A 25,346-nucleotide genomic window follows, 5' to 3' on the forward strand; every position below is an offset into this window, starting at 1 on the left:
TAGCTAAGACGTTTCCCGAGCCTGGGGACCGTAGCGCTGGACATACTTTTTTTCCAATTTCTCGCAACAGTGCTCCAGCCCCGCGCGCAATTCCTTTTCCACGGTCCGCACCGAGATGCCGAAACGTTCGGCGATCTCGCGGTGCGGCACGTCGTCCACCCGCGCCGCGATCACGATCGCCTGGCGCCGGCGCGGCAGTTCGGCCAGCGCCGCTTCCAGCGCCTCGACCTGCTGGCGGCCCTCCGCCACCTGTGCCGGGCCGGCCGCCTCGTCGGCCATGTCGTACAGCTCCTCGATCTCGGCCATCGACAGGATGCGCGCATTGGCGCGGCGCTGGTCCTCGGCGATGTTCGAGGCGATCTTGAAGAGATAGGCGGCCGGATACTCCACCGGCGCGGTCTCGGCCAGGCTGTCGACCCGCAGCCACGCTTCCTGCATGGCGTCGTTGGCCAGGTCTTCCGACCCCAGCCGGATGCGCAGGCGCTTGCGGAATTCCTGGTACTTGGACAGGAACAGGTTGCGCAGGGCGTCGCCGGTCATGGCCATGCGCGTCAACCCGCCGCGCCGGCCAGGCGGCAATCGGCCCGCGGATCCGGGCGCGGCGCCAGCACGATGGTCACCGGCTGCGGCAGGTCGGCCGGCGGCGGCGTGTCCATGATCAATCCCGCCAGCACCCCGGCCAGCGCCTCGTCGCGGCGCGCGTCGCCGGTGCCCGCCAGCACGCGGGCCTGGCGCACCACGCCATTGCGCCCGATCCACAATTGCAGCGAGGCGCGGTAGCGGCCGAACTGCGCGCCGGTCCATTGGCACAGCGCGCGCGTCACGGTGTTCTGCAGCACGCCGGCGTAGCGCGTCACGGCGCCCGCCGGCGCGCCGGCGGCCGGCGGGCGCGCCGCCGCCGCGGGAGCCGCCGCCTCCACCAGCGTGAACGCCGACGCGCTGGTGTAGCGCGCCTGCAGGCCGGTACCGGCCAGCAACTGGCGCAGCGCTTCGCGCGGCGCCAGGCGGCCGCGCACCGCGGCGCCTTGTCGGCCCGCCGTCACGCGGCTGGTGACCAGCACCGCCATGCCGGTGGCCTGGGTATACGCGGCCAGCGCCGCATCCAGCGGCTGCGCGGCGATGTCGAACGGGATCAACGCGGTTTCGGCGGCCCGTTGCTGGGCCAGCGCGGCCGGCGGCAGCATCGACAGGCCGAGCGCGAACCACCATGCGAACGCCCAAGCGGCCCCAGGCGCCTGCGTGACTGTCATAACACCCCGATGTCTCTAAGATGGCGTGGCGACTGCGTGCCGGCGACGGCCGGACGCAGGGCGGAAGCGGCATGGTAGCGGCCGCATGTGACGGTCGGGTGACGCCCGCGTGACGATCGAGGCCGCATCGCCCGGCAATCGTCATGTGCGCGTCACCCGCGTGCCGTCCGCCCTTACATCGCCAGCCGACTTCTCTCGAGCGGGCTGAGCGCGCGCATCTCGCTGTCGTCCAGCGTCCCGGCCCCCAGGACCTGCACCGCGCTGGCGGCGTCGTAGCCGGTGGCCGGCCCCGGCGCCGCCGGCCGGGACGCGCCCGCCAGCGGCTCATCGCCGTGTCCCAGGATCTGCACGGTGATCACCGATGGCAGGTTCCGGCGTGCCTGGCTTTGGGCGCGCTGGACGGAATCCTGCGCGGCGTTGACCGCGGAACTGGCGGCGGCGCTGGCCGACGCCAGCGCGCCTGTGTTGGCCGCAGCCGCCACCGGGACGCCCTGGCTGTCGCCCTGGGCCTGGATGTTGGCCGCGTTGACCACCTGCAAGGCGGCGATGTTGACGTTGCCCGAGACCCGGATGCCAGCCTCCCCCGCGTCAATGGTGCCAAGCGGGGCGTACAGGTCCACATCGCCTGCTGGCACCTCGGGCAGCGGCGCCAGCGTCGCGATGCCCGCGCCCGTGCTGGGCGCGGCGGGCGACAGCGTCACATTGCCGACGCTGTCGTAGACACGTTTGGGAGGTGTGTACAGCACACTGGTCTTAGAACCACGGCCCGCGTTGATGTCCCCCTGCGCGGACCAGGCGGTGATGCCGCCGCCGAACGTGGTCATGACGCGGCTCTGGCCCAACAGGATGCTGCCCAGCGCATACAGCTGGATATCGCCTTCGCCCTGTGTAATGATGCCGGCCGTGGCGGGCGGCGCCGCGCCTTCCACGCCGAACACCTGCTGTCCGCCCGGCGTCAGCAGCTGGATGTCGCCGCCGAAAGCGGTGCGGATACCGGCCGCGCCATACAGCGTGAGATCGCCCTGGTAGGCACCGGGCGCGGTATCCGGGAACAGCGCCGCGATGGCCTGGCGGCCGCGCAGGTAACTGGCGCTGCGCGGACCTGACTTGTCGTTGTATTCGCGGCCGCCTGCGCGCAGTTCGGCAAAATACACCTGGCGCGCAAAGATCCGCTGCTGCTCGGCGGGCAAGGCGTCGAAGTAGGCGCGCGCCTGCTCGCCGCTGCCCGCGAAACCGTAGCGCTGCGTCAACCACAGCAGCAGTTCCGCCTCATAGGTCTTGAAGGGCAGGCCCTGGTCTTCACGCGGCCGGCCGGCATCGGCCAGCCGCGCCGGATCCAGGTAGCGCGCCAGGAACCCGGCGTAGTCCGGCCCGGCCGCGCCCACCCCCGCCTGCACGGCGATCGACGCTCCCGGCCGCGGATCGCCCGGCAGCACCGGGCCGAGGCTGCCGATGGCGGCCCGGTCGGCCATCAGCACGTGGCGGCCCGCCGTGACCTCCAGCACGCCCGGCCCCGCCACCTGGAACGTGCTGTACAGGATGTCGCGGCCCGCCGCGACCCGCGAAACATCGAGCCCGTCCCGATGCAGGAACAGATTGCCGCTGGACACACCGTCGCCGATCCCGAAGGTATAGCCGTTGCTGGTGGGCACCGCGGTGGGCTTGCCGATGTCGGTGCCCGAGGCCACGATGTCCCGTCCCGCCATCATCCAGACCGGGCCGGCGGCCTCGAACCAGTTCAGGCCGGCCTGCGGCCCCTGCGCCACGCTGATCAGCTCGCCGCTGCGCAACCCGACGATGTCGCCGTCGCGCGCATATAGCCGCGTCACGGCGTTGGAGCCGGCGGCGCCCGCGGTCGGTGCGCCGAAATGGAACAGTGGGTAATGGATACCGCGCGTCGCGGCGCCACCGCCGGCCCCCTGGTTGCCCAGCAATACCGCATCGCTGGCCAGGGAGTCATAACCGGCGAAGGCGGGGTTGCGCACGCTCGCCATCACGGTCGGATCGGCGCCGGATCGATTGATGGCGTAGCCGCCAGCGTAGATCGAGTCGCCGGCCAGCAGTTCCAGTTGGCCGCGAGCGCCCGGCGCCAGGGTAAGCGAATACGGCACGCCATCGATTTCGCTGTTCAGGTAGCCCGCGGACGCGCCGGCGTAGACGCTGCCGTCGTAGGCGGTGGCGCGCAGTATCGACGGATACAGATAGCGCGCGTCCGAGGCCGACGTGTTGCGCCCCGTCTGCAGCGGTGAATTGCGGGCGCTGTGCGCGGTCTGGCGGCTGGGCGCGAGGTTGCCGCCAGCGCTGGCCAGTTCAATGGCGGTGCTGTCGGTCCACATCGAAAACCAGCTGTAGCCGCCGCCCGCCAGCGCGGTGCCGTCGGGCAGCCGGAACGGCGTGCTGTTGGGCACTGCGACACGGCCAGGGTCGCCAGCCCCGCCCAGCACCAGGTCGCCGCGCGTATCAACGCGCATGACCGCGTCGCCAGGCATCAGCACCAGCCCCCCCGTGGCGCTGGCCAGGGTGGACGTGTAGGGATCGTAGCCGCGGCTTTCCTTGGCGTCCTGCAGGGTCGCGTTGTTGCCATATTGCAGCGCCAGGCCGCCCACCGCGCCCGCCGAGAGGCGCACGCTGCCCCGCAGGTTGATCAGGGCGCCCTGCAGGTCCAGGGCCGGGTCGCCATAGAAGGGCTTGGCGCCCGTCGTCGTCGACACCAGTCCGCGCGCGTTCTGGGTCGGATTCAGCCGGCCGCCGATGCGCACGTCGATATCCCCGCCGCCGGTCAATGCGAGGGCGCCGTCGGCAGCGACGCGGCCGGTGCTGCCCACCGCAACGACCAGGCCCTGGCTGCGCGGGTCCGAAGCGGTGCCGCGCGCGTCGATATTGCCGGCGTCGCCGTCGGCGCGCACGCTGACGTTGCCGCCGCCCAGCGCGCCGAATCCGGTGAAACCGGCCAGCAAAGGCGTGCCATCCTTGAACGAGGCAGGGGCCTGCGTATAGCTGCCGAAGTTGATCCACCATGCCGTGGGTGTGTCACCGCCGTTGGCGCTGCCCGTGCCCTGGCGCCACAGCCAGTTGCCGACGCCGACGCTGGGATCGATCACGCGTCCCTCGAGGGACGCGGGCACGGTCCTGCCCCATACGTCGCCGCGCAGCGCGCCGCCGGCATACAGGTCGAGATTGCCGCCCGCCTCGGGATACCAGGCCTGGTAGGCCCCGTCCGCCACGAACGGCTCATAGGTCGAGGCGTAGGCATCCCCCAGCACCGTGCCGCCATAACGGCCGCGCGACAGCAGGTAGGCCGGCGCCACGTCGGCCGCTTGCGTGCCCGCCGTGTAGACGCCATAGGCCGACCGCAGGCTGATGTCTCCCCCCGCCGCCAGCGCCAGATCGCCCGTGCCCGTGCGCAGCACGCTGAAGTTCTGCGTATGGTTAACGATCGTCAGGGTGGTCTTGTTCGCGACGCATTGATCGGGAAATGTCTTGCACAGCGCCAGGTCGCCATCGGCCACCGGCTCGCCTCCGGGGAACCCCAGCCAGTTGTCCTCGGCCCACACCCAGGGCGGCGGCGGCACGCACAGGCCGGGCGTGACATCGCACAGCCACTGCATTTCGTCCGGCACCGGTTTGCCCGGTTCGGCGCCGTAATCCGGCGCGTCAGGCCCCCACACCAGCCGGGCGTTGCCCTGCTCCAGACTGACGTTGTAATGGCTGTCGGCCAGCGTCAGGTGGCCTGCGCCCGGCAGGACGCGGCGCGGATCGGCCGCCTCCAGGTCGGCGCCCGCCACCAGCTGGACCGACCACGACTGGCTGCCGGCGGGCAGCATCGGCGCCAACGCCCAATTGCGCCGCTGCGCCGCCGTGGCGTCCGGCCGCAATGGCACGTATTCGGTGCCGGCCGGAAGCATCAGCTTGGCCTGCGACGGGATCAGCGCGCCCAGCTTGAGCGTGATCGTGCCCGCCAGACGCAGCACGTTGGCCTCATTGCCCTGGGTGGTGTGCAGGTTCGGCAGGGCCACGTCCGCCGGCCAGGTGAACGCCTGCAAGGCCGTGCCCTGCGCCAGCAGCGTGCCCGCGCCCAAGCGCGTCCCCGCAGGCAGTTCCACGGCCTGCGCCAGCACGGTGCCGGCCCCGTACAGCAACTGTCCGGCCGCATCGCGCACGTCCCCGGACACCACCGTGCCCGGGGCCAGCGACAGGCTCTGGTCCAGCACCGCCTCCACCGGCAGGCGCGTCCCCGCCGCCAGCGTGGTCGCCTGCAAGGGCAAGGGGTAATTCAGGGTGCGCCCGCCCGGGAACTCGGTGCCTTCGGCCAGCTCCACTCCCCCGCGCGGCAGGACCACGTCACCGCCGAAGGGCTGCGTCCCCGGTGTCAGGATCCAGCCGTTCTCGTCGTCCGGCGACGCCGGCGGCGGGGCGAAACCGTCGTTGATGCTGCCATATACATCCAGGTTGCCCTTGGCCCGCAGCACCAGCGCGCCCGCCTCGCCGGAGCCATACGCGGCGCCCAGCGGCGTGCGCGGATTCAGGCTGGCATAGCGATAGCCCGACAGGTCCAGGTCGCCTTGCACGACCAGGTCGCCGTCCGCACTGCGGCTGACGATCTCGACGCCGGGCCGCAGATGGAACACGTCGCGATAGACGGCATTGTTCAGGCCGGCGAGCTTGCCGCCGAGCAGGTTGCCGTTGGCCAGCGCGCGGCCCATGAAAGCCGCACTGTCGGCATGCTTTTCGTTCAGGTAATCCTGGTCGATGATCTGGTATTCGCGCCCGCCGCTGCGCTCGGCGGGATCACCGGGACGGGCATCGTCGTAGCGCTGCGTGGCGATCAGCGTGATTGCCTTGGCGCCCTCGATGGCCAGAGGTCCGCGCGCCTCGATGGCAATGTCGCCATATGTGGCGGCGGCATCCGGCGCGCCGCCCCCGTTGATGCCGGCGTTGCCGGCCGCATCGACGCGCGGCGCCAGCAATTCCAGCGTGCCGCGCGCGGCGCCATCGTGCTGCCCCGCCGCCGTGCCTTGGGTGGCCGCCGTGCCATGGCGCAAGTCGATGCGCGCGCCCCCGGCCAGGGTCAGCACGCCCTGGCCGGCATTGAGTTCGACGACGGCGCGGTTGGGCGCGTCGATGATCTTGCCGTAGCTGTCCACGCGCAGCAGCGTGCCGTGCGCATCGAGCACGGCGCCGGACGCCAGCGTCAGCCCTTCGCGCGCCGCCAGCCGGATGCGGCCGACCCGTTCGCCGCTGGCGTCGACACGGCCCGCCACGGTCAGGTGGCCGCCGTCCAGCGACAGATTGATATCGTTGGCGCGCAAGGCGTCGCCCACCGTCAGGTTGCCCTGCTTGATCTGGAAACTGCGCGCGCCGCTCACGCCGCCCTCGTTCAGGCGTTGATTCAGGGCGTCGAAATCGGCATCCAGCGAGCCCGCCGCGCCCAGGCGCTGCGCGCGAATGTCGATGCTGCCGGCCCGATACGGCACCAGCGTGCCTGCCGCGTCGTAGCGCCCCGACGCGCCGCCCAGTATGCGGCCGAGCAAGGCCACCTCGCCGCCGGTCGGGGACAGCGCCACCGCGCGCAGGGCGCCGGCGTCGTTCTCGCGCGCCGACAGGTCGATCAACGCTCCGCTTTCCTGGCGGATGGCGCCCAGGCCGCTTTCCAGGATCAGTTCGCCGCCCCAGCTGTAGCGCCATACGTCGTTGAAGGCGATGGCGCGGCCCGCCAGGTCCAGCGTGGAGCCCGCCCCCAACAACACACTGTCGCGCCCCGTCAGCGTCAGCTTGCCGCTGGGCAGCACAATGGCCCCGCCGATCCGCACGTTCGCCCCCGTCAGGCTCAGCTCCGCGCCCAGCGCCTGAACCGGCGCGACCGGCGCGCCCGCCGGCGCCACGACCCGCACGTCGCCACCCGCGATGAAACGGTTGACGGAGCCGGCGACACCGGTCAGCAGCGGCGTGTTCACCGTCAGGTCGCCACCGCTGTACGCGTAGCCACCGCTGCCATAGGCGCCTTGCGACTGGTACACCGCCAGGCTGCCACGATGGTTCGCGGTGACGCGTTCGCTGGCATTGAGCACGACAGCGCCGAAGCCCAGTGCCAGGCGGGCGTTGTCGTCCACGCCGTTGGGCTGCGCCCCCTGGCCGTAGCCGAACTCGATGCGCTCGGCGTCAATGCGCAGGGTGCCCCGGCCGGTGCCGGCGCCGCCCGCCGCCACCGCGCCGGGCGCCTGCGTGGCCCCGTTCCAGACCAGATGCCCGGTGCGGATGGCGGCCTCGTCGCCGCTTTCACCGTAGCCGTACAGGGCCGGCGTGCCCAGCGCCAGTGTGGCCAGGCTGTAGCGGCCGCTGGCCGGGTCGCGCGTATCGAGCGCCACGGAGCCATAGAAATTGATGGCGTCGCGCGCGGTCAGCGTCAGCACTTCGAGCCCCGGCGCGCCGCTACTGACATCGCCACGCAGGAGCCGGGCGAGAATTTCCTGGTTCAAGGTCAGGCCGCTCGGCAGCACGCCACGCGCCGCCGCCTGCTCCAGCGCGGTGGCCGTGCCGACATTGACCGCGCCGACCGCCAGCGTCAGGTTGCGGGTTCCGTAGCGCACCGCCTCGCCCAGGTCGAACACGCCGTTGACCGCCGCGGCGATGGTGCCTTCGGAGTACAGCCCCGTTGCCGAGGGACACGGCGCCGCCGCGCAGGTGCCGATGCGGATCGACCCGGCGGCCTGCGCGTCGGGCGCCAGCACATCCAGGCGCCCATTGGACAGCGCCAACAGCGCCACCGCGCCAGGCTGGAAGGCATAGCCCTGCGTCGAATCCACCGACGGCGCGCCGCGTCCCAGCGTCGACAGCCCCGCGCCGGCCTCGACTTCGATCTCGCGCGACGAGACCAGGATCTCGGGCGTGGCCAGCTGTGCGCCGGACCGCAGGATCACCCGCTGCGCGCCGCCCTGGAAGGTGTAGAAGCGGCCGCCCTGTCCATACTCGACCACCGGCAGGGTGCCGATCACCAACCGGTTGGCACCCAGGGCCGCCAGCGCATCCGCCTGCACCGATGCGCCGCCAAAGCCGGCGCTCGGCGCCTGGCCGGCCGGCAGGATTTCCACCTGGCTGCTGCCGCCGTTGAGCGCCGCGGTGCCGGCGAAACCGCCCGCCGCCGCCCGGAAATCGGCAACGCCGTCAAAGCGCAGCGCCTGGCCGTCGGACGTCCCCGGGAATATCGTCAGCCGCAGCGTGCGCGCGTCGGCCGGCAACATCGCGCGCGGCACGCCCCGCCTGACCGCGTCGGCACGCACGAAGCTGGCGTAGCTGGTCTCGTTGTATTGCGAATAGGTTCGCAGCACGGCGGCCGGCGTCAGGATCACCTGGCTCGGCAAACTGTCGGCCAAGGCCGTGCCGGCAGTGGACAACGTGCCGCTGGCCGCCCATGACAGGTTGCGCAGCCGCATCGGCGCGATGGCCGGCCCCGCGGCCGCGGCGCCGTTGATCTCGACGCGGAAGGCGCCCGGCAACAGCGCGAAGGTGGAAGGCATCAAGGTATAGGTGCCGGCCGGCAAGCCGGGCACGCCCGCGCCCACCGTGATCTGGCGCCCCACGCCCGGCCTCGACGCGCCTGCCTCGCCGCCCGCGGGCGCATAGCCGGGTTGCGCGCCCGGCACGATGGCATAGACCGGATGGTCCGCCAGGGCCGGCAGGAAAAAACCGCCGTCGGGCGTGTTGCGCACCAGCGGAAAGTAGCGCGCATCGGTCGAACCGCCGCGGCCCGACACGAAGCCAGCGCCGGCCAGTTCGCCGCCGCCCGACAGATCCAGCAACGCGCCCGGCGCCGCATCCACGTCGCGAAACGCCAGCGTGATGCCGGTGCGCAGATAGGCGCCCTGCTCGAAGCCCGTCGCCCCGCCCACGCCGACCAGCGCCACCTCCTCGCCCTGGAACCGGTATGACACCCCATCCGAGGTGCCGCCGTAAGGCATCACCAGGCCGGCGCCGCTGACGGACGTGACGCTGCCCGGCAGCAGGGTCAGGCGCCGTGTCCCCAACCGTTCGCTCAGGTCGCCCAGGACGATCGCGCCCAGCGGGGCCCGCAGCACGCCACCCTGCTCGACGCTGGCGGCGGCCAGGCGCAGCGTGCCGAACGCGGAATACGGCACGGGCGGCAATGCCGCGGCCGCGTCCACACGGCCGACGCGCAAGGTCCGCGCCGGATCGAACACCAGTGCGCCGGATGCGAGGTCGCGGGTGTGGCCGGCCAGCACCTCCGCATCAGCTCCCGTGGCCGGATAGAGTTGCGCGGCGACCAGATCCAGGTCGCCGCGCGTCCACAGGCGCGTGCGCGGCTGATCATCGTTGGGGGCCAGGAAGCGCATGTCGCCGCCGCTGCGCAGCTCGACACGGTCAAAGCCTGGTCGCGTCACCACGAGCGGCGTGGCGCCGGCGACTTGGATCTGGCCCTGGGTGCCAAAGGACAGGCTGTTGCCGACCTCCAGCAAGCCGCCGGCACGCACGGTGAAGTTGCCCGCCCCCACCGTGGCCGCATCGCCGAACAGCACCCGGGGCCGCGTCAGGCCATTGGTGGCGAAGTATCTGCCCGGGCCCGACAGGCGCACATACGGGGCCGACAGCATCACCCGGCTGTCCGCCGCGTCGGCCCCCGTCGCCAGGGAAAACGCGCCGGCATAAAGCCGCAGACTGCCCGCGGCCGCCAGGTCGACCGCGCCGTCAAAGGACATCAGGCCGTTGGACAACAGGCCGATGTGATCGAAGCCCGCGCCGGCCAACACGCGCGCCAGGTCCAGCCGCGCCTGGCCATAACGCGGCTCGCGCGCGGCGGCGCCGCTCGTCAGCACTAATTCGCGCGGCACTTGCACCGCGGCCGTGGCCGTATCACCGCCCCATAGGCGGTACAACGGCGTTTCCAGCGCGATATCGAGCGTGCCGCCAGCGGCCCCGGGGCCTCCCGCGCGCGCCGCCAACTGGCCGTCCAGCTGCAGGCCCAGGTACGAACTGAGCGAAATCCGGCCGCCATCGCGGTCCAGCCGCAGCGGCCCGACGCCCTGCACGTCCAGATCCACGCTGGCGCCCGAGGCCTCCAGCCGCGCCCCGGGCCGCACGATCACATAGGCATCGGAGGAGGTCGCGGTGGCGCGCTCGTGGTCGATTTCCCCGCCGATGACGATGGCGCCGCCCTGATCCGCCACGCCGTACCTGCGCCCGCGCGCGTCCACGCCAGCCTCGGCGCGGCCGGCGACATCCAGCAGCGCCTGCTCTCCCACCAGAATGGACCGGTCGTGGACCCGTCCGCTGGCGGTTTCCACCGACTCGGCCACGTCGATATCGCCCAGCCGCAATTGCCGGATGTCGATCCTGCCGCCGGCGGCGCTCAATGCGCCCAGCACCGTGATCTGGCCCGCGCCCCGCAGCCGCAGGGTCTGGCCGGGGTCGACGGTGACGCGCGCGCCGCGGCCGATCGTCAGCGCCGCATCGACGTCGGCGCCGGCCGTCGCCAGGTTGCGGCCGCTCTGCAGTGACAGGCTGGCGCCGCGCCGGCGCGTGATCGTTGCCGCCACCGGATCATGCTGATAGACCGGCGGCAGCCAGGCTTGCAGCGCCACGGCCGGCCGCGAGCCGGTCGGCACTTCGGCCGCATCGGCGCCGGGCCGGTAGACCGGCATCGCGACGTCGATGCGCGCGTCGTCGGCCACGGCCAGGCCTTCGCTGCCCGCGATCTGGTAGCGCGAAAAGCCGCGCTGGAACAGCGCCGCCTCCAGCACCAGCGCGCCGTCGCCCGCCGCGCCGGCATCGCCGAGCACCACCTTTGGCGCCGTTACCGCCAAGGTGCCGCCGCCCTCCACCCCATAGCCGCGCAAGTCGGCCGCCAGGCGCAAGCGGCCGCCTGCCGAACCGTCGGCCGCCAGCGTCTCCAGCGTGATGTCGCCGCCCCTGCCGCCGGTCAGCTTGCCCGGCGCGCGCAATGCGGCGCCCGAGCCCACGTCGATCGTGCTGCCCGCATCCAGCAGCAGATCGCCGCGTCCTCGCACCGACACGCTGCCGCCATCCAGATAAGCCAGGGCGCCGGCCTGCGCCGGCGCCAGATTGCGCCACAGCCCCGACGCGTCCAGGCGGGCGTTCGCGCCCAGCGCCACGCGCTCGTCCGCGCCGTTGCCGCCCGCCAGGGTGTCGAGCATGCCGGTCGGCGTGGCCTGCGTCATGACGCTGCCCAGGCGCAGCGCGCCCCCGCGCGCGCTCAACGTGGCGTCCACCGACACCCGCTCGGCAAACAGCGTGATCTCGCCGCCGGGCGCCACCGTCAGGTCGGCGCGCGCGTCAATGTCGGCGGCGGCGATCCTGACGGCGCCCAGGCCCGACGCGCTCAACCGTGCGCTGTCGAGCAAGAGGTTGGCGCCGCGGTCCGCGGGCAGGGCGGTGTCCAGTTCCAGGCCGCCGGCGATGGCTGCCACCCACCCGTCCAGCACGACGCGCGCGGCGGTGTTCTGATTGCGTTCCAATGTGTACCGCAACGCCCCGGTGCGCTTGTCGTAATAGGGCGTGTAGGCGCCCACCACCAATTGCGCGCCGCGCGCCGCGGCGCGTTGCGATTGCTGGTAGCCATCCAGGTCAGAGCGCGCGGCGACGCTCTGGCGCTCGCCCAGGAAGGTGGCGCCGAGCAGTTCGCCCTCCAGCACCGCGCCGCTGGTGCCCACCAGCAGCCTGCCCGCATCGCGGCCCACGGTATAGCCGGTCTCGAATCGCTCGCGCGGCGCGAGCAGCGGGTTGTAGAAATACCTCGTCTGGCCCCAGCGCGCGCTGCGCGCCTCGTACCCCAGGTACAGGCCGGCATAGGCCAGGTCGACCGGCGCGCGCGACACCTCATACAAGCGGCCGTCCGCGCCTCGCAACCAGCTCTGGCGGATCATGCCGTCCTGCACGTCCAGGGTGCCGCCGGACAGATTGATGGACGAACCGGCGCGCGTCACCACGTCGCCGCCACTGAACTCGACATTGCCGCCTTGCGCCATCCATTCGCCGACCGCGTGCGGCCGCGTGCCGAGATAGCCGCTCACTTCCAGTAGCCCCCCCGCCGTGTACCAGCGATCGGTGGCATAGCCGTTGGTTCCCGCCGGCACCCACACCAGCTCGCGCAGATCCACCCACACATCGCTGCTGTTGAGCTTGCCGCTGTCGCGATTGAGCGGGGCGTCGCGCTGCTCGTTGCCCTGCACGTTGATTTTGATGTTGTTGTTTTCCATGGCGACGGGCACGCCCACCGCGCCGGCCACGTCCAGCACCGCGCCGTCGCGCAGCAGGCTGCGCCGGGCGGCGTGGACCACGATCTGCCCGCCCGTGGCCAGCGTCATGGAATCCGCCGCGAAATCGACCGTGCCGCCGCTGCGGATTTCCACGCGGGACAGGTCGCGCCGGTCGCTGCCTGCCGCGGCCATGGGCGCATCGGTCTGCGCGCCCAGGGGCACGCGCAGGCCATCGCGCTGGCTGTCCAGCGCCAGGTCGCCGCCCCGATCCAGCAGGATCGCCGTGGCGCTGCCTGCGGCCAGCGTGATCCGGCCATCCGCGCCCGCCGCGGCCAAGTGCAGGGTGCCGCGGGCGTTCACCGAAGTGCTCGACAACAGCACACCGCGTTGCGCCACCTCGGCGCTGGTCAATGTCACGTCGCCCAGGGCGGCCTGGATCAGGCCGGTGTTTTCGACACGGCCCGTCGCGCCCGCGGGCGTCACCTCGTTGCCCCGGGTGGTGGACAACTGATTGCCCGCCGTCCCCTGCCCGCGCTTGATGACGAAGCTGTCGCCGGCCGCCAGTTGTGCCTGGCCCCCCGGGGTATCGATCGTGCCGGCGTTGACGGCCTCCTTGCCCAGCAGCAGCACATAACCGCCGCCCGTGGTCGAGGAGGCCGGCGTCGAGGTCTGGAGGCGCGCGCCCGCCTGCACCTCGATGCGGCCGGCGGCGTCGCGGAAAGTCGGCTGGCCATTGTCGCCATACAGGCCATTGCCGCGGAACTGCGCGTCGCTCATGGTGGCGGCGGCCACCACCAGGTTGCGCGCGTTGACCTGGCTGGTGCCGCTGAAGATCACGCCGTTCTGGTTCACCACCAGCACCGTGCCGTCGGCCTGGATCGCGCCCTGGATCTGGCTGGGCCGCGCTGACGCGCCCACCACCCGGTTCAGTACCGCGTCGTCGGCCTTTTGTTGGAACCGCAGCGTGGTGTTGCGGCCCACGTTGAACGTGTCCCAATTCAGGATGGCGCGCGACTGCGTTTGCTCGATGGTCACCAGCTGGCGCCCGCCCTCGGTGCCGGTGCGCGGCTTGTTGGCGCCCTCCCATTTGGCCTGCGCGCCCTCGGCGATCCACAGCCCGCCCGGCGCCAGTCCGTCCGGCACGGCGGTGCCGTTTGCCGCCGCGGCCGCGCGCGCCGCCGCCTGCGCCGCCTGCTGCGCGGCCACCGCCGCGGCGGTGCGATTCAGATTGTCCAGCGAGCGCTGCAACTGCTGGCGCGACTGCGCCTGCTGGCGGGCGCTGTTGCCGATGCCGGCCAGGCTGCCGTCGGGCATGCGGCCGGTGCGCTGCGCGGTCGACTGCACCGCGCCCTTGTCCGCGAACCAGGCCGGGCTGAAGGCGCGCGCCTGCGCCTGCGCCGCGCCGCTCCAGCCGCCCGCCACCAGCAGCACCGCCAACGCCTGCGACACCTGTGTCGGACGCCAGCGCGGACGCCCGCGCCCCGCCTTACGCGCCCTCAATGCCCTACCGCCGCGTTGCGCCAACCGTGTCTGCATGATCGTCCTTCCTCATTCCTATCGGGGTGTCGCCACCTGGAACAAGACAGACGGATGGAAAAATGCCGACCGGAACCCTGTCATAAATAATTCATGCAGCTTCCCGGCCCGACATTGGTGGCAGCTCAGGACAGCAACACCACGCCTCCGGGCAATCGAGTCACCTCGGCGCCGTAGGCGTCACGAATCAACTGCTCGGCGTCCGCCACCTGCGCCAGCGCGAAGCGCGCCTGCACCCGGCGCCGGCCCAGCCGGCTGTTGAGCAGCACCAGGCGGCCGCGACGATAGCGGTTCAGTTCCTCCACCACGTCCGCCAGCGGCACCCGATCGAACACCAGCCAGCCGCGGCGCCAGGCCGTTACGGCCTCGGTATCCGCCGCCACCGGCGGCATCACCCGCTGGCCGTCGTAGCGCAGCTCCTGCCCGGCGGCCACGTCATACGCCCCCCGCGCGTGCGCCAGCCGCAAACTGCCGGACAGGCAGCACAAGCTGGCTTCGCCGTCGAGATAGCGCAGGTTGAACCGCGCCTCGCGCGCGGTGATGCGGCCGGCGCCGGCCACCACCTGTGTCGCCGGCGCCGCCGCTTCGCCACGCGCATTCAGCGGCCGGCCAACGCGGACTTCGGCCTCGCCCGCCTCCAGTTCGATCACCGCGCCGGCGTCGGGCGCCGAGCGCACGTTGATGCGCGTCTGAGTATTGAGCTCCAGTTCCAGCGCCTCGCCCAGCGCCACCCGCCGCTGCTCGCCGGTGGCGGTGCGGTAATCGGCGCCGAATTCTCCCAGGCCGGGCCACAGTCCCAGCGGAGGACGCCAGGCCAGATACGCGACCGACGCCGCCACCGCGCCCCCCAGGAAGGCGCGCCGGCCCGACGGCGACGGACGACGCGGCGCGGCCCATGCCTTCGCCTCTTCGCGCACCGCCGGTCCCAGCGCCTGCCACAGGCGCTTCTGTTCGGCGAACGCGGCCTCGTGGCGCGCGTCCTGGCGCAGCCAGGCGCGGAATGCCTGCGCATCGGCCTCGGTTGCGGCGCCCGAAGTCAGCATCAACAACCATTCGCGCGCATCGCGGTCATGCGCCGACGCCTCGCCCCTGCGCCTTCCTGGCAGCCCCGTCAGCGTCATGTTTCGTCTTCCTCGCCGGCGCGTCGCGCTGGCTCCTCCTGCGCTTGCAGCACCTTGCCGCAATGGACCAATGCGCGCTTGAGCTCCTTGGATACGATGCGTTCCGACACGCCATAGCGCCTGGCGATCTCCGCATGCGGCACGTCGTGCACCCGGGCAGCCAACAGCATCTGCTGGGTGCGCTCGGGCAACTGGCGCAAGGCGCGACGGAACGCGTCGATCTGGCTGCGGCCTTGCGCGATGCGTGCCGGATCGGCGGCTTCGTCCGTGCCGCCGATCAGCTCGCTGATCTCCACCCCCGTCAATAGACGTGAATCACGGCGGCGCTGGTCCTCGGCGATGTTCAGCGCCACCCGGAACAGATAGGCCGCCGGCTGCTGGATCGACGAACTCGCCGGCAGGTCGTTCACTTTCAGGAAGGCTTCCTGCATCGCGTCATGGGCCAGGTCATCGGACCCCAGTCGGCGCCTGAGCTGGCTGCGGAAATCGTTGTAGCGCTCCAGGAACAGCGCGCGCAGCGAGCCCGGCGACCTGTCATCCCGCATGGCCCGCCCCTCGCGGCGCGGCGCAGTCGTCAGCGCCACCGGCCCGCAGCAATATCGTCACCGGCTGCCGCATGCCGGCGGGCAATGGCCCGGCCGTCACCCCGCGCAGCGCGGTCTCCAGCCGGCGATTCAATGGCGCCGATCCCGTGTCCGATACCCAATCCACCCTGTCAACGCGCCAGGCCTTGTCGAACCAGAGCTTGACGAGGGCGCGATAGCGGCCCGGCTCGGCCCCCGAGCCCCTGCACAGCGCCTGTTTGAGCGCGCCTTGCAGCGCAGCCGCGTAGGGCGTGTCTCGCAACCGCGCCGCGCTGGCCGCGCGCACCGCCGGCGCCGTGTGCGGCGCGGCCACCAGCGTGAACGAATGCGTGCTGGCATAGCGGATCGCCAACGGCGCCCCCGCCAGCAGCCTGCGCAGGGCATCCCCGGGGGTATAGGTGCCTATCACCGCGGGCGCGTGTCGGCCGGCGGTCAAGGCGGTGTCGACCAGCACCGTGCGGCCGCTGGCCAGGCTGTACTCCGCCAGCGCCTGGTCCAGCGGCTGCGCGGCAATGGCGAATGCCATCTCGCGCGGCGGCGCCCCGGCGCTGCCCGCGCCGGCCAGCGCCCACATCCCCAACGCCAGGCAGGCGCGTCCCATCCAGCCCCCGCCCGGCGGACAGGCAAAGGTCATGGACGCCAACATGGAGGAAAAATGCCAGGCATTGCCGTTGTCGCGAGTGCCGGCGCACCCGCCTCGAAGGAAAGGCGCCATGCTAGGACGCGTGAATGACGCAATCGTGACACGCCACATGCACGCGGCGCCGGCCCGCCACGCAATCGTCACCTGCGCGCGATCATCTGTCCCTATACTGATGGCACGGTGGCCACTGGCCGCCGGGCCTTTTCCAAGGAGCCCGCATGCGCATCCCTTGCCCCTTTCCGCACCGCGCCGGTCTGCTGTTGCTGGCCGCGCTGGCGCTCGCGCCCCTGACGGCGGGCGCCCAGACCGCGCCCGCCGCGCAGGCCACGCCGGTGCCGCCGCCCGCGTCGACGGCCGGGCCCGCGCCCGGCGGCGCCTGCATCGAAACCGAGGTCAACGGCTACCGCGCCCTGTCGTATGGTTGCCTGAACCAGAAGATGGCGCCCGACGCGGCGCCCAGGCCGCCGCCCACGCTGGGCTCCGAAGCCATCACGCAACGGCCGCCCAACCAGATGGGCCTTCCCACGCCCGCCACCATCGGCAACCGCATGGGCAACACCTTCGGCACCTCGGCCTATCCGCAGCGGCCGACGCCGTAGGGCGTCTGCAGCGCCGCGCGTTCAGGCCGTGCGGCTGATGAAATAGATTTTCTTGACGAAGGTATCGACTTCCCAGCGGCCGGTATAGCCCTCCGGCATCACGAAGGCCTCGCCCACGGTCAGTTCGTGCACGGTGCCATCCGGTTCGACCAGGCGCGCCGCGCCTTCGACGATGTAGCCGAATTCGATATAGCCGGTGGTGTTGGACTGGAAACTGCCGGCCGTGCTCTCCCACACGCCGGCCTCGGCGCGGCCGCCGTTGCCTTCGAACGCGGTCACGGTGCGGAACGCCGCGTCGCCCGAGAGGGGACGCTTGGGCTTGCCGGGCACCGGATTCTTCATGGGGCCGGCGTCGATGCGGACCAGCCGCGATTGATCATGCTTCACTGCGCTTTCCTTGGGGTTCAATGCGCCGCCACCACCAGCACCTCGGCCGCGCCGCGGCTGACCGTGCGCATGCGATGCGGCAGTTCGGAATCGAAATAGAGCGAATCGCCGGCATCCAGCCGGAACGCGCGTTCGCCGACCTGGACCTCGATGGCGCCCTTGAGCACCAGCAGGAATTCCTCGCCGGGGTGCGGAAACACCGCGGCCGCGTCGGGAAACTCGCGCGGCGGGTGCACGATGAAGGGTTCCATGGCCTTGACCTTGCGGCGCCCGGCGAGCGATTCGTAATGGTATTCAGTGCCCAGGTCGCGCCGCTGCAGCGCTTCGCGATCGGCCACCCGCACCAGGCTGACGACCTCGTCTTGCGCCGCGCCATCGCCACCCACCAATTGCGACACGCCCACGCCATAGGCTTCGGCCAACCGCAGCACGGTGGAGATCGAGGGCTCGCTCAGGCCCCGCTCCAGCTTGGACAGATAGCTCTTGGTCAGGCCCGTGCGCTCGCCCAGCTGTTCCAGGGACAGGGATTGTTGGCGGCGCAGCGCGCGCAGGCGGTGAGGCAAGTCGATCATGGGCGGGAAAATGGCGGAAACGACCGGTAAGCATGCCCGAAACCCGTCCGGCCGTCGAGTCGGCCTCCCCTGCCCATCCGGGGCGCCATGACCGGCCCGCGCCCCGGGGCGGACCGCGCTACGCGCCCAGCACGTCCGGGTGCTGGCGCAACGCCCGCCGCGCGTAGTACGAAAAACCCACCTGCGAGCGCTTGGGCGTCAGGATCCAGTCGTGCGCCTCGCGCCCCAGCGCCGGCGGAATCGGCTGGATCGTGCCGGCCGCCATCGCCAGCAGCTGCATGCGCGCGGCGCGCTCGAACTGCAGCGCCAGCACGCAGGCCTCTTCCACCGAGCCCGCGGCCACCAGCATGCCGTGGTGCGACAGCAGGATGGCGCGCTTGTCGCCCAGCGCCGCCGAGATGATCTCGCCTTCCTCGTTGCCCACCGGCACGCCCGGCCAGTCCTTCAGGAACGCCACGTCGCCATACAGCGGGCAGTTGTCCATGTGCGAGACCTCCAGCGGCACCTCCAGCATCGACAGCGAGGCCGCGTGCAGCGGGTGCGTGTGGATGATGCAGTTGACGTCCGGCCGCGCCCGGTAGATCCAGGAATGAAAACGGTTGGCCGGGTTGGGCATGCCGCCGCCTTCCTGCACCCGCAGGTCCTCGTCCACCAGCAGCAGGTTGCCGGCTGTGATTTCGTCGAAGCCCAGGCCCAGCCGCTGGGTGTAGTAGCGGTTCGGTTCCGGCGCGCGCGCCGTGATCTGGCCGGCCAGGCCCGAATCGTGCCCGCCGTCGAACAGGATGCGGCAGGTCAGCGCCAGGCGCTCGCGCAGCGTCCAGTCGGGCGTGTCGAACTGGCGCTGCATCTCGGCCTTGGCCCGCGCGATCAGTTCTTCCTTGCCCAAATGCATCGTATCGGCCATCTTTGACTCCTTGCTATGCCGTTTCCAACAACGGCGTAAAACCCGGCAGCGCGCGCATGCGCGCCAGCCAGGCGTTGATGTGGGGAAAGGCGGACAGGTCGTAGCCGCCCTGCTCCGCCATGCTGGTGTAGGGATACAGCGCGATGTCGGCAATGGTCGGCGCCTCGCCTACCAGGAAGGCGCGGCCCGCCAGATGGTCCTCCATCCACGCCGCCGCGCGCATGCCGGCGCGGCGCCACTCGACCATCGCCGGGTCATCCACCCGCGCCGTGCCGCGCAGGTGGATCAACAGCCGCGGCTGCGCGAAGGCGTGCATGTGCTGGGTCTGCTCGAAGCTCAGCCAGCTGGCCACCTGCGCCTGCGCCAGCCGCCCCTCGGGCAGCCACGGCGTGCCCCGGCCCAGATACCACAGGATCGCCTGCGACTCCGCCAGCCACACGCCTTCGGGCGTGCGCAGCGCGGGCACCTGGCGCCACGGATTGATGCGGCCGAAGGCCTCGGTCTCCAGGTCGCCCTGCACGATATCGAAGGTGCGGCGCGTCAGCGCCAACCCCATGTAACCGCAGGCCAGCCGGATCTTCCAGGCATTGCCCGAACGCAGCGTATCGGCCAGTTCCAGCGGCTGTCCCGCCAAGGGATGCGTGGTCATCGTCAATCCATCCTGATATCGGCGCGCTTGACGATCTCGGCCCATTTCTTCTTTTCGGCCGCGATGAAACGCTGGTATTCGTCCGGCGCGCCGGTGTACAGCTGCGTGCCCTGCGCCGCCAGCCGCGTCTTCAATTCAGGCGAGGCCAGCGTCTGGCGCAGCGCCGCGTTGAGTTTCTCCAGCACCGCCGGCGGCGTGCCGGCCGGCGCGAAGAACGCATTCCACGAGCTGATCTGCAGCCCCGCGTCGCCAGCCTCGCCCGCGGCCGGCACCTGCGGCGCCGACGGCAGGCGCTGGTCCGCCGCCACCGCCAGCGCGCGCAGCTTGCCCGACGCCACGTGCGGCATGATCACCGGACTGGCATCCATCACCACGTCCACCTGCCCGCCGATGGCCGCGTTGACCGCTTCGCTGCCGCTCTTGAACGGCACGTGCACGATATCCACGCCCGCCGTCAGCTTCAGCAGTTCCAGCCCCAGATGCGGCGAACTGGCCGTGCCCGCCGAACCGAAATTCAGCTTGGCCGGGTGCGCCTTGGCGTACGTCACGAAGTCGGCGAAGTTCGCCGCCGGCAGGTCGCCGCGCACCGCCAGCAGATAGGGCGAGCCGGACACCAGTCCGACCGGCGCGAACTTGTCGGCGTCGTAGCTGAGCTTGGCGTAGATCAGCGGATTCACCACCTGCGTGCCCACCGTGCCCATGAAGATCGTATACCCGTCGGCCGGCGCCGTCGCCGCCACCTGCGCCGCGATCACGCCGCCCGCGCCGGGCCGGTTCTCCACCACCACGCTCTGGCCGAGCGCATCGCCCATGCCCTTGCCCACCTGGCGCGCCACGATATCGGTGATGCCGCCGGCGCCGAACGGCACCACCAGCCGGATCGGATGATCCGGAAACGCGGCCTGCGCGCCGCTACCCGCCCCTGCGGCCACCGCCAGCGCGGCGGCCATGATCATGCGCTTCATAGGATTCCCCTTGTGTCCGCCGCTGGATCGCGGCTATGACACAAAGTGTCCTATAGAGCATTGATTTTCCGCAAGGGAAATGTGATTGGGGGAATCCCTGAGCGGGGGGCGCTTGTTGCCAGTGGCGGCTTTCGGCTGTGGATTCAAGCGGACAGTCTCCCCGTGCAGTTCCATAAGGCCAATTAAGGGAAAAAGGGTAAAATGGGCAAAAGACCTATTAAGGCTCAATCAAACCCGCTGTAGGGAGAACGATCATGGCTGCTTCCGCATTGCTCGCTGAACCTATCACCCGCCTGCCGACGAAGCCCGCCTCGGCAGTCAAGAAGGACGGCTGGCGGGGTGTCGTGCGCAGTCTTGCCGCCGCCGAAGGAAGGCTCGTCGTCACGAACCACGATGAGCCGGAGGCCGTGATCATGACGGTGGCCGAGTACACACGGATCATGGACGCGCTGAGCGCTGCCCAGGCCGCCGTGCCAGACCCGGTCGAAGACCTGCGCCGCAGCTTTGATCAACGACTTGCCGCGCTGTCCGCCCCCGACGCGGCCGAGCGCCTGCGAAGCGTTATGCGCAACCCCGGGCCGTTGGCTGGCCGAGTTAAGGCCGGATCCACATTTTGATGGAACGCCCGATTCTGTACGTGCTGGCGGGAGTGAATGGCGCCGGCAAAAGCTCAGTGGGCGGCCATATCCTGACTCAGGCCGGCATGGCCTGGTTCAACCCTGACACTTTCGCTCGTGAGCTTGTACAGCGCTTGGGCCGATCCCAGGAACAGGCCAATGCCGAGGCCTGGGCGGAAGGGGTGCGGCGGCTGGACGCGGCAGTGGCGGCGGGCGGGTCGTTCGCCTTCGAAACCACCCTGGGCGGCCAGACCATCGTGGAAAAGCTCATCGCCGCGGCGTCGACACACGATGTGCTGGTCTGGTACTGCGGCCTGCGCGACGCCGAGCACCATATCGCGCGAGTGCAGGCCCGGGTGGCGCGCGGCGGCCACGACATCCCCGAAGAACGCATCCGCGAACGCTGCAAGACGTCCTGCCGCAATCTGCTGAAATTGATGCCGCACCTGGTCAGCTTGCGGATCTACGACAACAGCGTGGACGTAGAGCCTGGCGAGGCCGTGCCTGAGCCGGCTCTGGTCCTCTACGTGGACGAGGGCCAGGTGCACTATCCCACTTCGCTTGCGCAGATGCGGGACACGCCTGATTGGGCGAAGCCGCTCGTTGAGGCCTCGTTGTCGGCCAGCGAGCAGTGCAGCCTGCGCTCGGTATAAAAAGGGCTGCGCCGGGGCGGCACCTCGGACCTGGTAGGCGCGGACGCTGGACCCGCGGCGAGGGATCACCCGCGCCACTTGCCACCAGGCGCCGGTGGGCAGCGTCGCTGGCGCAGGGTTGCGGCGGCCAGTTGACGGCGGTGCAGGTTGAGCGCCATGACGGACCATTGCCGCCGGTCCGGGCCTTCGATCCGCCCCAAACGGCAGCGTCCACGCGCTGACCCCGCGCTCCGCTGCCCCGCTATCCCGGCAGCTTGCCGTGCTTGTGCTTGGCGCGTTCGGCCAGTCGCAGCGCCATGTCCTGCTGGCGCTGCATCAGGTCGGCGATCTGCTCGGCATAAAGATCGATGAGATCGCCGCCCACCGGCTCCGGATCAGCCCCGTCGTCGATCGCCACGACGGCCCCCGCCTGGTCCACGCCCCAGATCCGGCTGCCGTCGCCCACGATCTTCAGCACCGGCAGGATGCCGGGCAGACCGGCCTCGGCAAGCTGACGCTGTTGCGCCGAAATGCTGGCCCATTCAGGCAACTCCGGCGCATCGATGCCCAACAGCACCACGCCGCGCCAGAAGGTCCAGGCCGGGCCGACTTCGAACTCCTTGGCGCGCGGCCAGACTTCCTCGCGCGCCATCACGCACAGGCCGTTGGTGCGCTGGCAAAAGGCCGCGAACGCCGCCGGCAGCGCGAACCCGACAGCGGCCTCCAGGCTCGCGATCGCGGCCGCATCGGGCGCGGGCGCGGCCACCACCTCGAAATACGCGGCGTCCACGGGGTCCAGGATCTCCCATATGCGTTTGTGGAACTGTTCGGCGGTCATGGTCATGCAAGTTTCCTGAATCAAAAGACAAGTCCCGGCCCGCCGCCAGGACGGGAGGTCGGAACGGCACAACACTATAGCCGCGAAGGTGGCCGCGTGGCCCCCGGTTTGGCGCGACATCGGCGGGCAGTGGCATCTCTCCGATAGCCGGCTGCCCGCGGCGATCAATATCTGGGAGACTCATTGCGGAATGCGCCGCCTCGGCATCGTCTCCATTGCACACGCTCCTCACGGACGCCGCATTCCGCGATACCAGCCTCCCGGACATAGCGCGGCGAGTGCATGCCGCGCCTGCGGACGGCACGATTGCACAAGAAGTCCTTGAAGCTCCAAGTCCGGGCAAGCCTCAGTACCGATCATCCGAGGACCGCGCAGAGGACGCGGGAATTGCTACGCGCGCAGGCGCTGGCCAACCCGCCTCATACGCCTGGCCATGCGAATCCTGATACCTGACATCCGGGTCGCGACCGTCGCGGATCGCAACCCGGCCGCCGGTCGGTTCACCGTGATGTTCGCCTGTTTCGTCGCGCGGCATCGTGATGTCCTGCCGGGGACGCCGGGGAGCGATATCGGCGAATTCTCCCCCTGAGTCGATGTTGCGGGACGATGCTAATCTGCCCTGATTCATCCGGAGAGGACATGGCATGGATCGAATAGCCGACCGCTATCTGAGGTTTGCCAAAATCGAAGCTGCTGGGCGATCGCCGTTGTACGAACAATGGGCATTCCATGTGGCGAAGTCGTTTTCCGCATTGACATTTCTCCGCGGATTGCCTTCCGATAAGCAGCAGCCCAACCTGCTGTTCGCGGCGCTGCGGCATACGGCGGGCTTGCCTCGATCACCTGCGGAATTCGATGCGGCGCTGGCGCGCCATGGCGCTGAAATTCGCGCGCTCATGCTGGCCCGCTCCACCCAGACCAACGAACCCGGGCGCTGCGCGGTACTGATGCCCGCCATCGCCACGATCCCGGGCAAGATTGCGTTGATCGAGGTGGGCGCCTCGGCGGGACTATGCCTGCTGATGGAAAAGTATGGCTACGACTGGGGCGTGCAGCGCCTGACACCGGACGTGGGCGTTTCGGACTACCCCGTCCTGTCCTGCGCGGTCACCGGCACGCCACCGCTGCCCCGCAGGTATCCAGACATTGTGTGGCGGGCGGGGCTGGACTTAAGCCCGATCGATGTCCGCCTCGACGCAGATTTGAAATGGCTCGAAACCCTTGTCTGGCCCGAGGACGAGCATCGGCTCGCACGGCTTCGGTCAGCGCTGCGCATCTGTCGGCGCGAACCGCCCCGGATCATCAGAGGCGATCTGCTGCGCGACCTTGCCTCTGTGGTCGCGCAAGCGCCAGCAGATGCCACCGTCGTGGTGTATCACTCAGCCGTCCTCAACTATGTGACCGATCAGGCGCAGCGCAATGAATTCGCGCGGGCAATGCTGGCGTCACGCTGCATTTGGATCAGCAACGAAAGCCCGCTGGTCTTCCCTCAATTCCTGCCCGACACGGCGCAACAGCCCCCGGGCATGTTCTTGCTATGCGTTGCCGGAACCCCCCTCGCCTGGACCGATCCGCATGGCGCCACATTGCAATGGCTGTGATTGACGGTCCCCCCGGGGCTGCGCCCGCACTATCATCCCCACTACTACGCCGCCTTTGTCATCGGGCCTGACGGCCACAACCTGGAAGCCGTTTGACCATCTCCCGCCGGGTTGAAAGGGAATGCGCGTCCCGCCCGGGCGCGCAATCGCCATGCCGCTAAGGCATGTCGCGGATCCCCGCCTGCTGAACGATCGTGGTCCAGCGCTCCTCTTCGTCCTTGACATAACTGCCCAGCGCCTGCGGCGTCCCCACCTCGGCAACCAGCCCCTCCAATTGCAGCGCCGCCTGGAAATCCGCATTTGCCGACACCGTCTTGATGGCGCCATTCAAGCGATCGATGACGTCCTTGGGCGTCCCCTCGGGCACGAACACGCCATACCAGCTGTCGACGAAATACCCCGGCACCCCCGACTCCGCCACCGTCGGCACGCCCGGATAGGATGGCGAGCGATCCTTGGTCGTCACCGCCAGCGCGCGCAACTGGCCGTTCTTGATCTGGCCGCTGACACTGGCCGAGGTCGAGAAGATCATATCGATCTGCCCGCCCATCAAGTCGTTGATGCCCGGTCCCGCGCCCTTGTAGGGCACATGCAGGATATCCACCTTGCCCAGGCTCTTGAACATTTCCCCGGCCAGGTGCGCGGACGTGCCGTTGCCATAGGACCCGAAGGTCAGCTTGCCGGGATGGGCGCGGGCATACGCCAGGATGTCCTGCACGCTCTTGAACCTGGACTTCGGCGACACCACCAGCACGTTGGGCGACTTGCCGATCAGCGCGACCGGCGCGAACGCCTTGTCGGTGTCATAGGGCAGCTTCTTGTGGATGGCGGGATTCACGGCATGCGCGAAGGTCGCCATCAACAGGCTATAGCCGTCCGCCGGGCTTTTGGCCACGTTCTCGGTGCCTATGATCGTGCTGCCGCCCGGCCGGTTCTCGACAATGACGGATTGGCCCAGCGCATCGGTCAGGCCCTTGGCCAACTGGCGCGCGATGATATCGGTGCCGCCGCCCGGCGTGAACGGCACGACGATGCGCAGCGGCCGCTCCGGAAAGGCGGCCCGCGCCAGCAAGGGCATCGCCATCGCAGTCAGCGCCGCCAACGCGGCGGCAAGCCCCTTGGCGCCGCGCGCCCGGATCCATTGGTTCTTCATGATTTGTCTCCTGGTATTGTCCAGCGCCGATCTGCTCGCGGCGCCTTGAAAAAGTGTAGGGATGCCA

18 protein-coding genes and 1 pseudogene are annotated in these 25,346 nt (G+C 70.3%); 6 read left to right on the forward strand and 13 right to left on the reverse strand.

Annotated elements, in window-relative coordinates; all coding sequences use genetic code 11:
• Positions 1 to 3: 3 nt before the first annotated feature.
• The 6 genes from AT699_RS20430 to AT699_RS20455 form a co-directional block, all read right to left on the reverse strand.
• Complete coding sequence (locus AT699_RS20430) at positions 4 to 540, reverse strand: RNA polymerase sigma factor (RefSeq protein WP_223203209.1); 537 nt, start codon at positions 538 to 540, stop codon at positions 4 to 6.
• A gap of 11 nt (positions 541 to 551) precedes the next feature.
• On the reverse strand, positions 552 to 1,250 hold the full coding sequence (locus tag AT699_RS20435; protein WP_058207438.1) for an STN domain-containing protein: 699 nt from the start codon (positions 1,248 to 1,250) through the stop codon (positions 552 to 554).
• 173 nt (positions 1,251 to 1,423) lie between these two features.
• Positions 1,424 to 14,014 (reverse strand): filamentous haemagglutinin family protein, encoded by a 12,591-nt coding sequence (locus AT699_RS20440; RefSeq protein ID WP_058207439.1) that lies wholly within the window; start codon positions 14,012 to 14,014, stop codon positions 1,424 to 1,426.
• A 125-nt stretch (positions 14,015 to 14,139) separates the two neighbouring features.
• Positions 14,140 to 15,135, reverse strand: coding sequence for a FecR family protein (locus AT699_RS20445; RefSeq protein ID WP_024069665.1), 996 nt, complete (start codon positions 15,133 to 15,135; stop codon positions 14,140 to 14,142).
• Positions 15,132 to 15,680 carry an RNA polymerase sigma factor gene (locus tag AT699_RS20450; RefSeq protein ID WP_020928616.1) on the reverse strand — a complete coding sequence of 183 codons (549 nt, stop codon included), beginning with the start codon at positions 15,678 to 15,680 and terminating at the stop codon, positions 15,132 to 15,134. The genes AT699_RS20445 and AT699_RS20450 overlap by 4 nt, the downstream gene beginning before the upstream one ends.
• A complete protein-coding gene (locus AT699_RS20455) occupies positions 15,670 to 16,353 on the reverse strand; it encodes an STN domain-containing protein (protein ID WP_230848831.1) in 684 nt (227 codons plus the stop codon). The genes AT699_RS20450 and AT699_RS20455 overlap by 11 nt, the downstream gene beginning before the upstream one ends.
• A gap of 227 nt (positions 16,354 to 16,580) precedes the next feature.
• Between AT699_RS20455 and AT699_RS20460 the strand changes: the two genes are divergently transcribed.
• Positions 16,581 to 16,961: a hypothetical protein gene (locus tag AT699_RS20460; RefSeq protein WP_024069666.1), complete on the forward strand. Its 381-nt coding sequence runs from the start codon at positions 16,581 to 16,583 to the stop codon at positions 16,959 to 16,961.
• Between the two features lie 21 nt (positions 16,962 to 16,982).
• Here AT699_RS20460 and AT699_RS20465 read toward each other — a convergent pair whose 3' ends face one another.
• The 5 genes from AT699_RS20465 to AT699_RS20485 all read right to left on the reverse strand — a co-directional run bounded on the left by AT699_RS20465 (position 16,983) and on the right by AT699_RS20485 (position 20,438).
• Entirely contained in the window at positions 16,983 to 17,348 is a 366-nt protein-coding gene (locus AT699_RS20465; protein ID WP_024069667.1) for a cupin domain-containing protein, read from the reverse strand.
• A 17-nt stretch (positions 17,349 to 17,365) separates the two neighbouring features.
• The gene (locus AT699_RS20470) at positions 17,366 to 17,920 is read right to left on the reverse strand and encodes a helix-turn-helix domain-containing protein (RefSeq protein WP_006384945.1); all 555 of its coding nucleotides are present in this window, start codon (positions 17,918 to 17,920) and stop codon (positions 17,366 to 17,368) included.
• A gap of 118 nt (positions 17,921 to 18,038) precedes the next feature.
• Positions 18,039 to 18,824 carry an aldolase gene (locus AT699_RS20475; protein WP_024069668.1) on the reverse strand — a complete coding sequence of 262 codons (786 nt, stop codon included), beginning with the start codon at positions 18,822 to 18,824 and terminating at the stop codon, positions 18,039 to 18,041.
• Positions 18,825 to 18,837: 13 nt separating this feature from the next.
• Entirely contained in the window at positions 18,838 to 19,473 is a 636-nt protein-coding gene (locus tag AT699_RS20480) for a glutathione S-transferase family protein (RefSeq protein WP_024069669.1), read from the reverse strand.
• A 2-nt stretch (positions 19,474 to 19,475) separates the two neighbouring features.
• A complete protein-coding gene (locus AT699_RS20485) occupies positions 19,476 to 20,438 on the reverse strand; it encodes a Bug family tripartite tricarboxylate transporter substrate binding protein (protein ID WP_024069670.1) in 963 nt (320 codons plus the stop codon).
• Positions 20,439 to 20,692: 254 nt separating this feature from the next.
• Here AT699_RS20485 and AT699_RS20490 point away from each other — a divergent pair, with 254 nt between their 5' ends.
• Positions 20,693 to 21,055, forward strand: coding sequence for a hypothetical protein (locus tag AT699_RS20490; RefSeq protein WP_047991306.1), 363 nt, complete (start codon positions 20,693 to 20,695; stop codon positions 21,053 to 21,055).
• The gene (locus tag AT699_RS20495; protein WP_006384940.1) at positions 21,055 to 21,708 is read left to right on the forward strand and encodes an AAA family ATPase; all 654 of its coding nucleotides are present in this window, start codon (positions 21,055 to 21,057) and stop codon (positions 21,706 to 21,708) included. The genes AT699_RS20490 and AT699_RS20495 overlap by 1 nt, the downstream gene beginning before the upstream one ends.
• Positions 21,709 to 21,949: 241 nt before the next feature.
• On the opposite strand, the gene AT699_RS20500 is transcribed toward AT699_RS20495, so the two are convergent.
• A complete protein-coding gene (locus AT699_RS20500) occupies positions 21,950 to 22,531 on the reverse strand; it encodes a hypothetical protein (protein WP_024069672.1) in 582 nt (193 codons plus the stop codon).
• Positions 22,532 to 22,958: 427 nt separating this feature from the next.
• On the opposite strand from AT699_RS20500, the gene AT699_RS31670 reads away from it, so the two are divergent.
• The 3 genes and pseudogenes from AT699_RS31670 to AT699_RS32255 form a co-directional block, all read left to right on the forward strand.
• Positions 22,959 to 23,114, forward strand: a complete 156-nt coding sequence (locus AT699_RS31670; RefSeq protein WP_155523076.1) for a hypothetical protein — start codon at positions 22,959 to 22,961, stop codon at positions 23,112 to 23,114.
• 55 nt (positions 23,115 to 23,169) lie between these two features.
• Entirely contained in the window at positions 23,170 to 24,126 is a 957-nt protein-coding gene (locus AT699_RS20505; RefSeq protein ID WP_024069673.1) for a DUF2332 domain-containing protein, read from the forward strand.
• Positions 24,127 to 24,138: 12 nt separating this feature from the next.
• Positions 24,139 to 24,222: pseudogene (locus AT699_RS32255) on the forward strand (VOC family protein); the annotation flags it as partial.
• Between the two features lie 61 nt (positions 24,223 to 24,283).
• Here AT699_RS32255 and AT699_RS20510 read toward each other — a convergent pair.
• Positions 24,284 to 25,279, reverse strand: coding sequence for a tripartite tricarboxylate transporter substrate binding protein (locus tag AT699_RS20510; protein WP_024069674.1), 996 nt, complete (start codon positions 25,277 to 25,279; stop codon positions 24,284 to 24,286).
• Between the last annotated feature and the right edge of the window lie 67 nt (positions 25,280 to 25,346).

The sequence above is a fragment of the Achromobacter xylosoxidans genome (genome assembly GCF_001457475.1).
Taxonomy (GTDB): Bacteria; Pseudomonadota; Gammaproteobacteria; order Burkholderiales; family Burkholderiaceae_B; genus Achromobacter; species Achromobacter xylosoxidans.

What these genes read in the sequence shown, in the direction of transcription:
- AT699_RS20480 (WP_024069669.1), bottom strand. Translation starts at nt 19,473, where the DNA reads ATGACCACGCATCCCTTGGCGGGACAGCCGCTGGAACTGGCCGATACG.
- AT699_RS20430 (WP_223203209.1), bottom strand. Translation starts at nt 540, where the DNA reads ATGACCGGCGACGCCCTGCGCAACCTGTTCCTGTCCAAGTACCAGGAA.
- AT699_RS31670 (WP_155523076.1), top strand. Translation starts at nt 22,959, where the DNA reads ATGCGAATCCTGATACCTGACATCCGGGTCGCGACCGTCGCGGATCGC.
- AT699_RS20450 (WP_020928616.1), bottom strand. Translation starts at nt 15,680, where the DNA reads ATGCGGGATGACAGGTCGCCGGGCTCGCTGCGCGCGCTGTTCCTGGAG.
- AT699_RS20470 (WP_006384945.1), bottom strand. Translation starts at nt 17,920, where the DNA reads ATGATCGACTTGCCTCACCGCCTGCGCGCGCTGCGCCGCCAACAATCC.
- AT699_RS20475 (WP_024069668.1), bottom strand. Translation starts at nt 18,824, where the DNA reads ATGGCCGATACGATGCATTTGGGCAAGGAAGAACTGATCGCGCGGGCC.
- AT699_RS20505 (WP_024069673.1), top strand. Translation starts at nt 23,170, where the DNA reads ATGGATCGAATAGCCGACCGCTATCTGAGGTTTGCCAAAATCGAAGCT.
- AT699_RS20440 (WP_058207439.1), bottom strand. Translation starts at nt 14,014, where the DNA reads ATGCAGACACGGTTGGCGCAACGCGGCGGTAGGGCATTGAGGGCGCGT.
- AT699_RS20435 (WP_058207438.1), bottom strand. Translation starts at nt 1,250, where the DNA reads ATGACAGTCACGCAGGCGCCTGGGGCCGCTTGGGCGTTCGCATGGTGG.
- AT699_RS20460 (WP_024069666.1), top strand. Translation starts at nt 16,581, where the DNA reads ATGCGCATCCCTTGCCCCTTTCCGCACCGCGCCGGTCTGCTGTTGCTG.
- AT699_RS20490 (WP_047991306.1), top strand. Translation starts at nt 20,693, where the DNA reads ATGGCTGCTTCCGCATTGCTCGCTGAACCTATCACCCGCCTGCCGACG.
- AT699_RS20495 (WP_006384940.1), top strand. Translation starts at nt 21,055, where the DNA reads ATGGAACGCCCGATTCTGTACGTGCTGGCGGGAGTGAATGGCGCCGGC.
- AT699_RS20500 (WP_024069672.1), bottom strand. Translation starts at nt 22,531, where the DNA reads ATGACCATGACCGCCGAACAGTTCCACAAACGCATATGGGAGATCCTG.
- AT699_RS20445 (WP_024069665.1), bottom strand. Translation starts at nt 15,135, where the DNA reads ATGACGCTGACGGGGCTGCCAGGAAGGCGCAGGGGCGAGGCGTCGGCG.
- AT699_RS20510 (WP_024069674.1), bottom strand. Translation starts at nt 25,279, where the DNA reads ATGAAGAACCAATGGATCCGGGCGCGCGGCGCCAAGGGGCTTGCCGCC.
- AT699_RS20455 (WP_230848831.1), bottom strand. Translation starts at nt 16,353, where the DNA reads ATGACCTTTGCCTGTCCGCCGGGCGGGGGCTGGATGGGACGCGCCTGC.
- AT699_RS20485 (WP_024069670.1), bottom strand. Translation starts at nt 20,438, where the DNA reads ATGAAGCGCATGATCATGGCCGCCGCGCTGGCGGTGGCCGCAGGGGCG.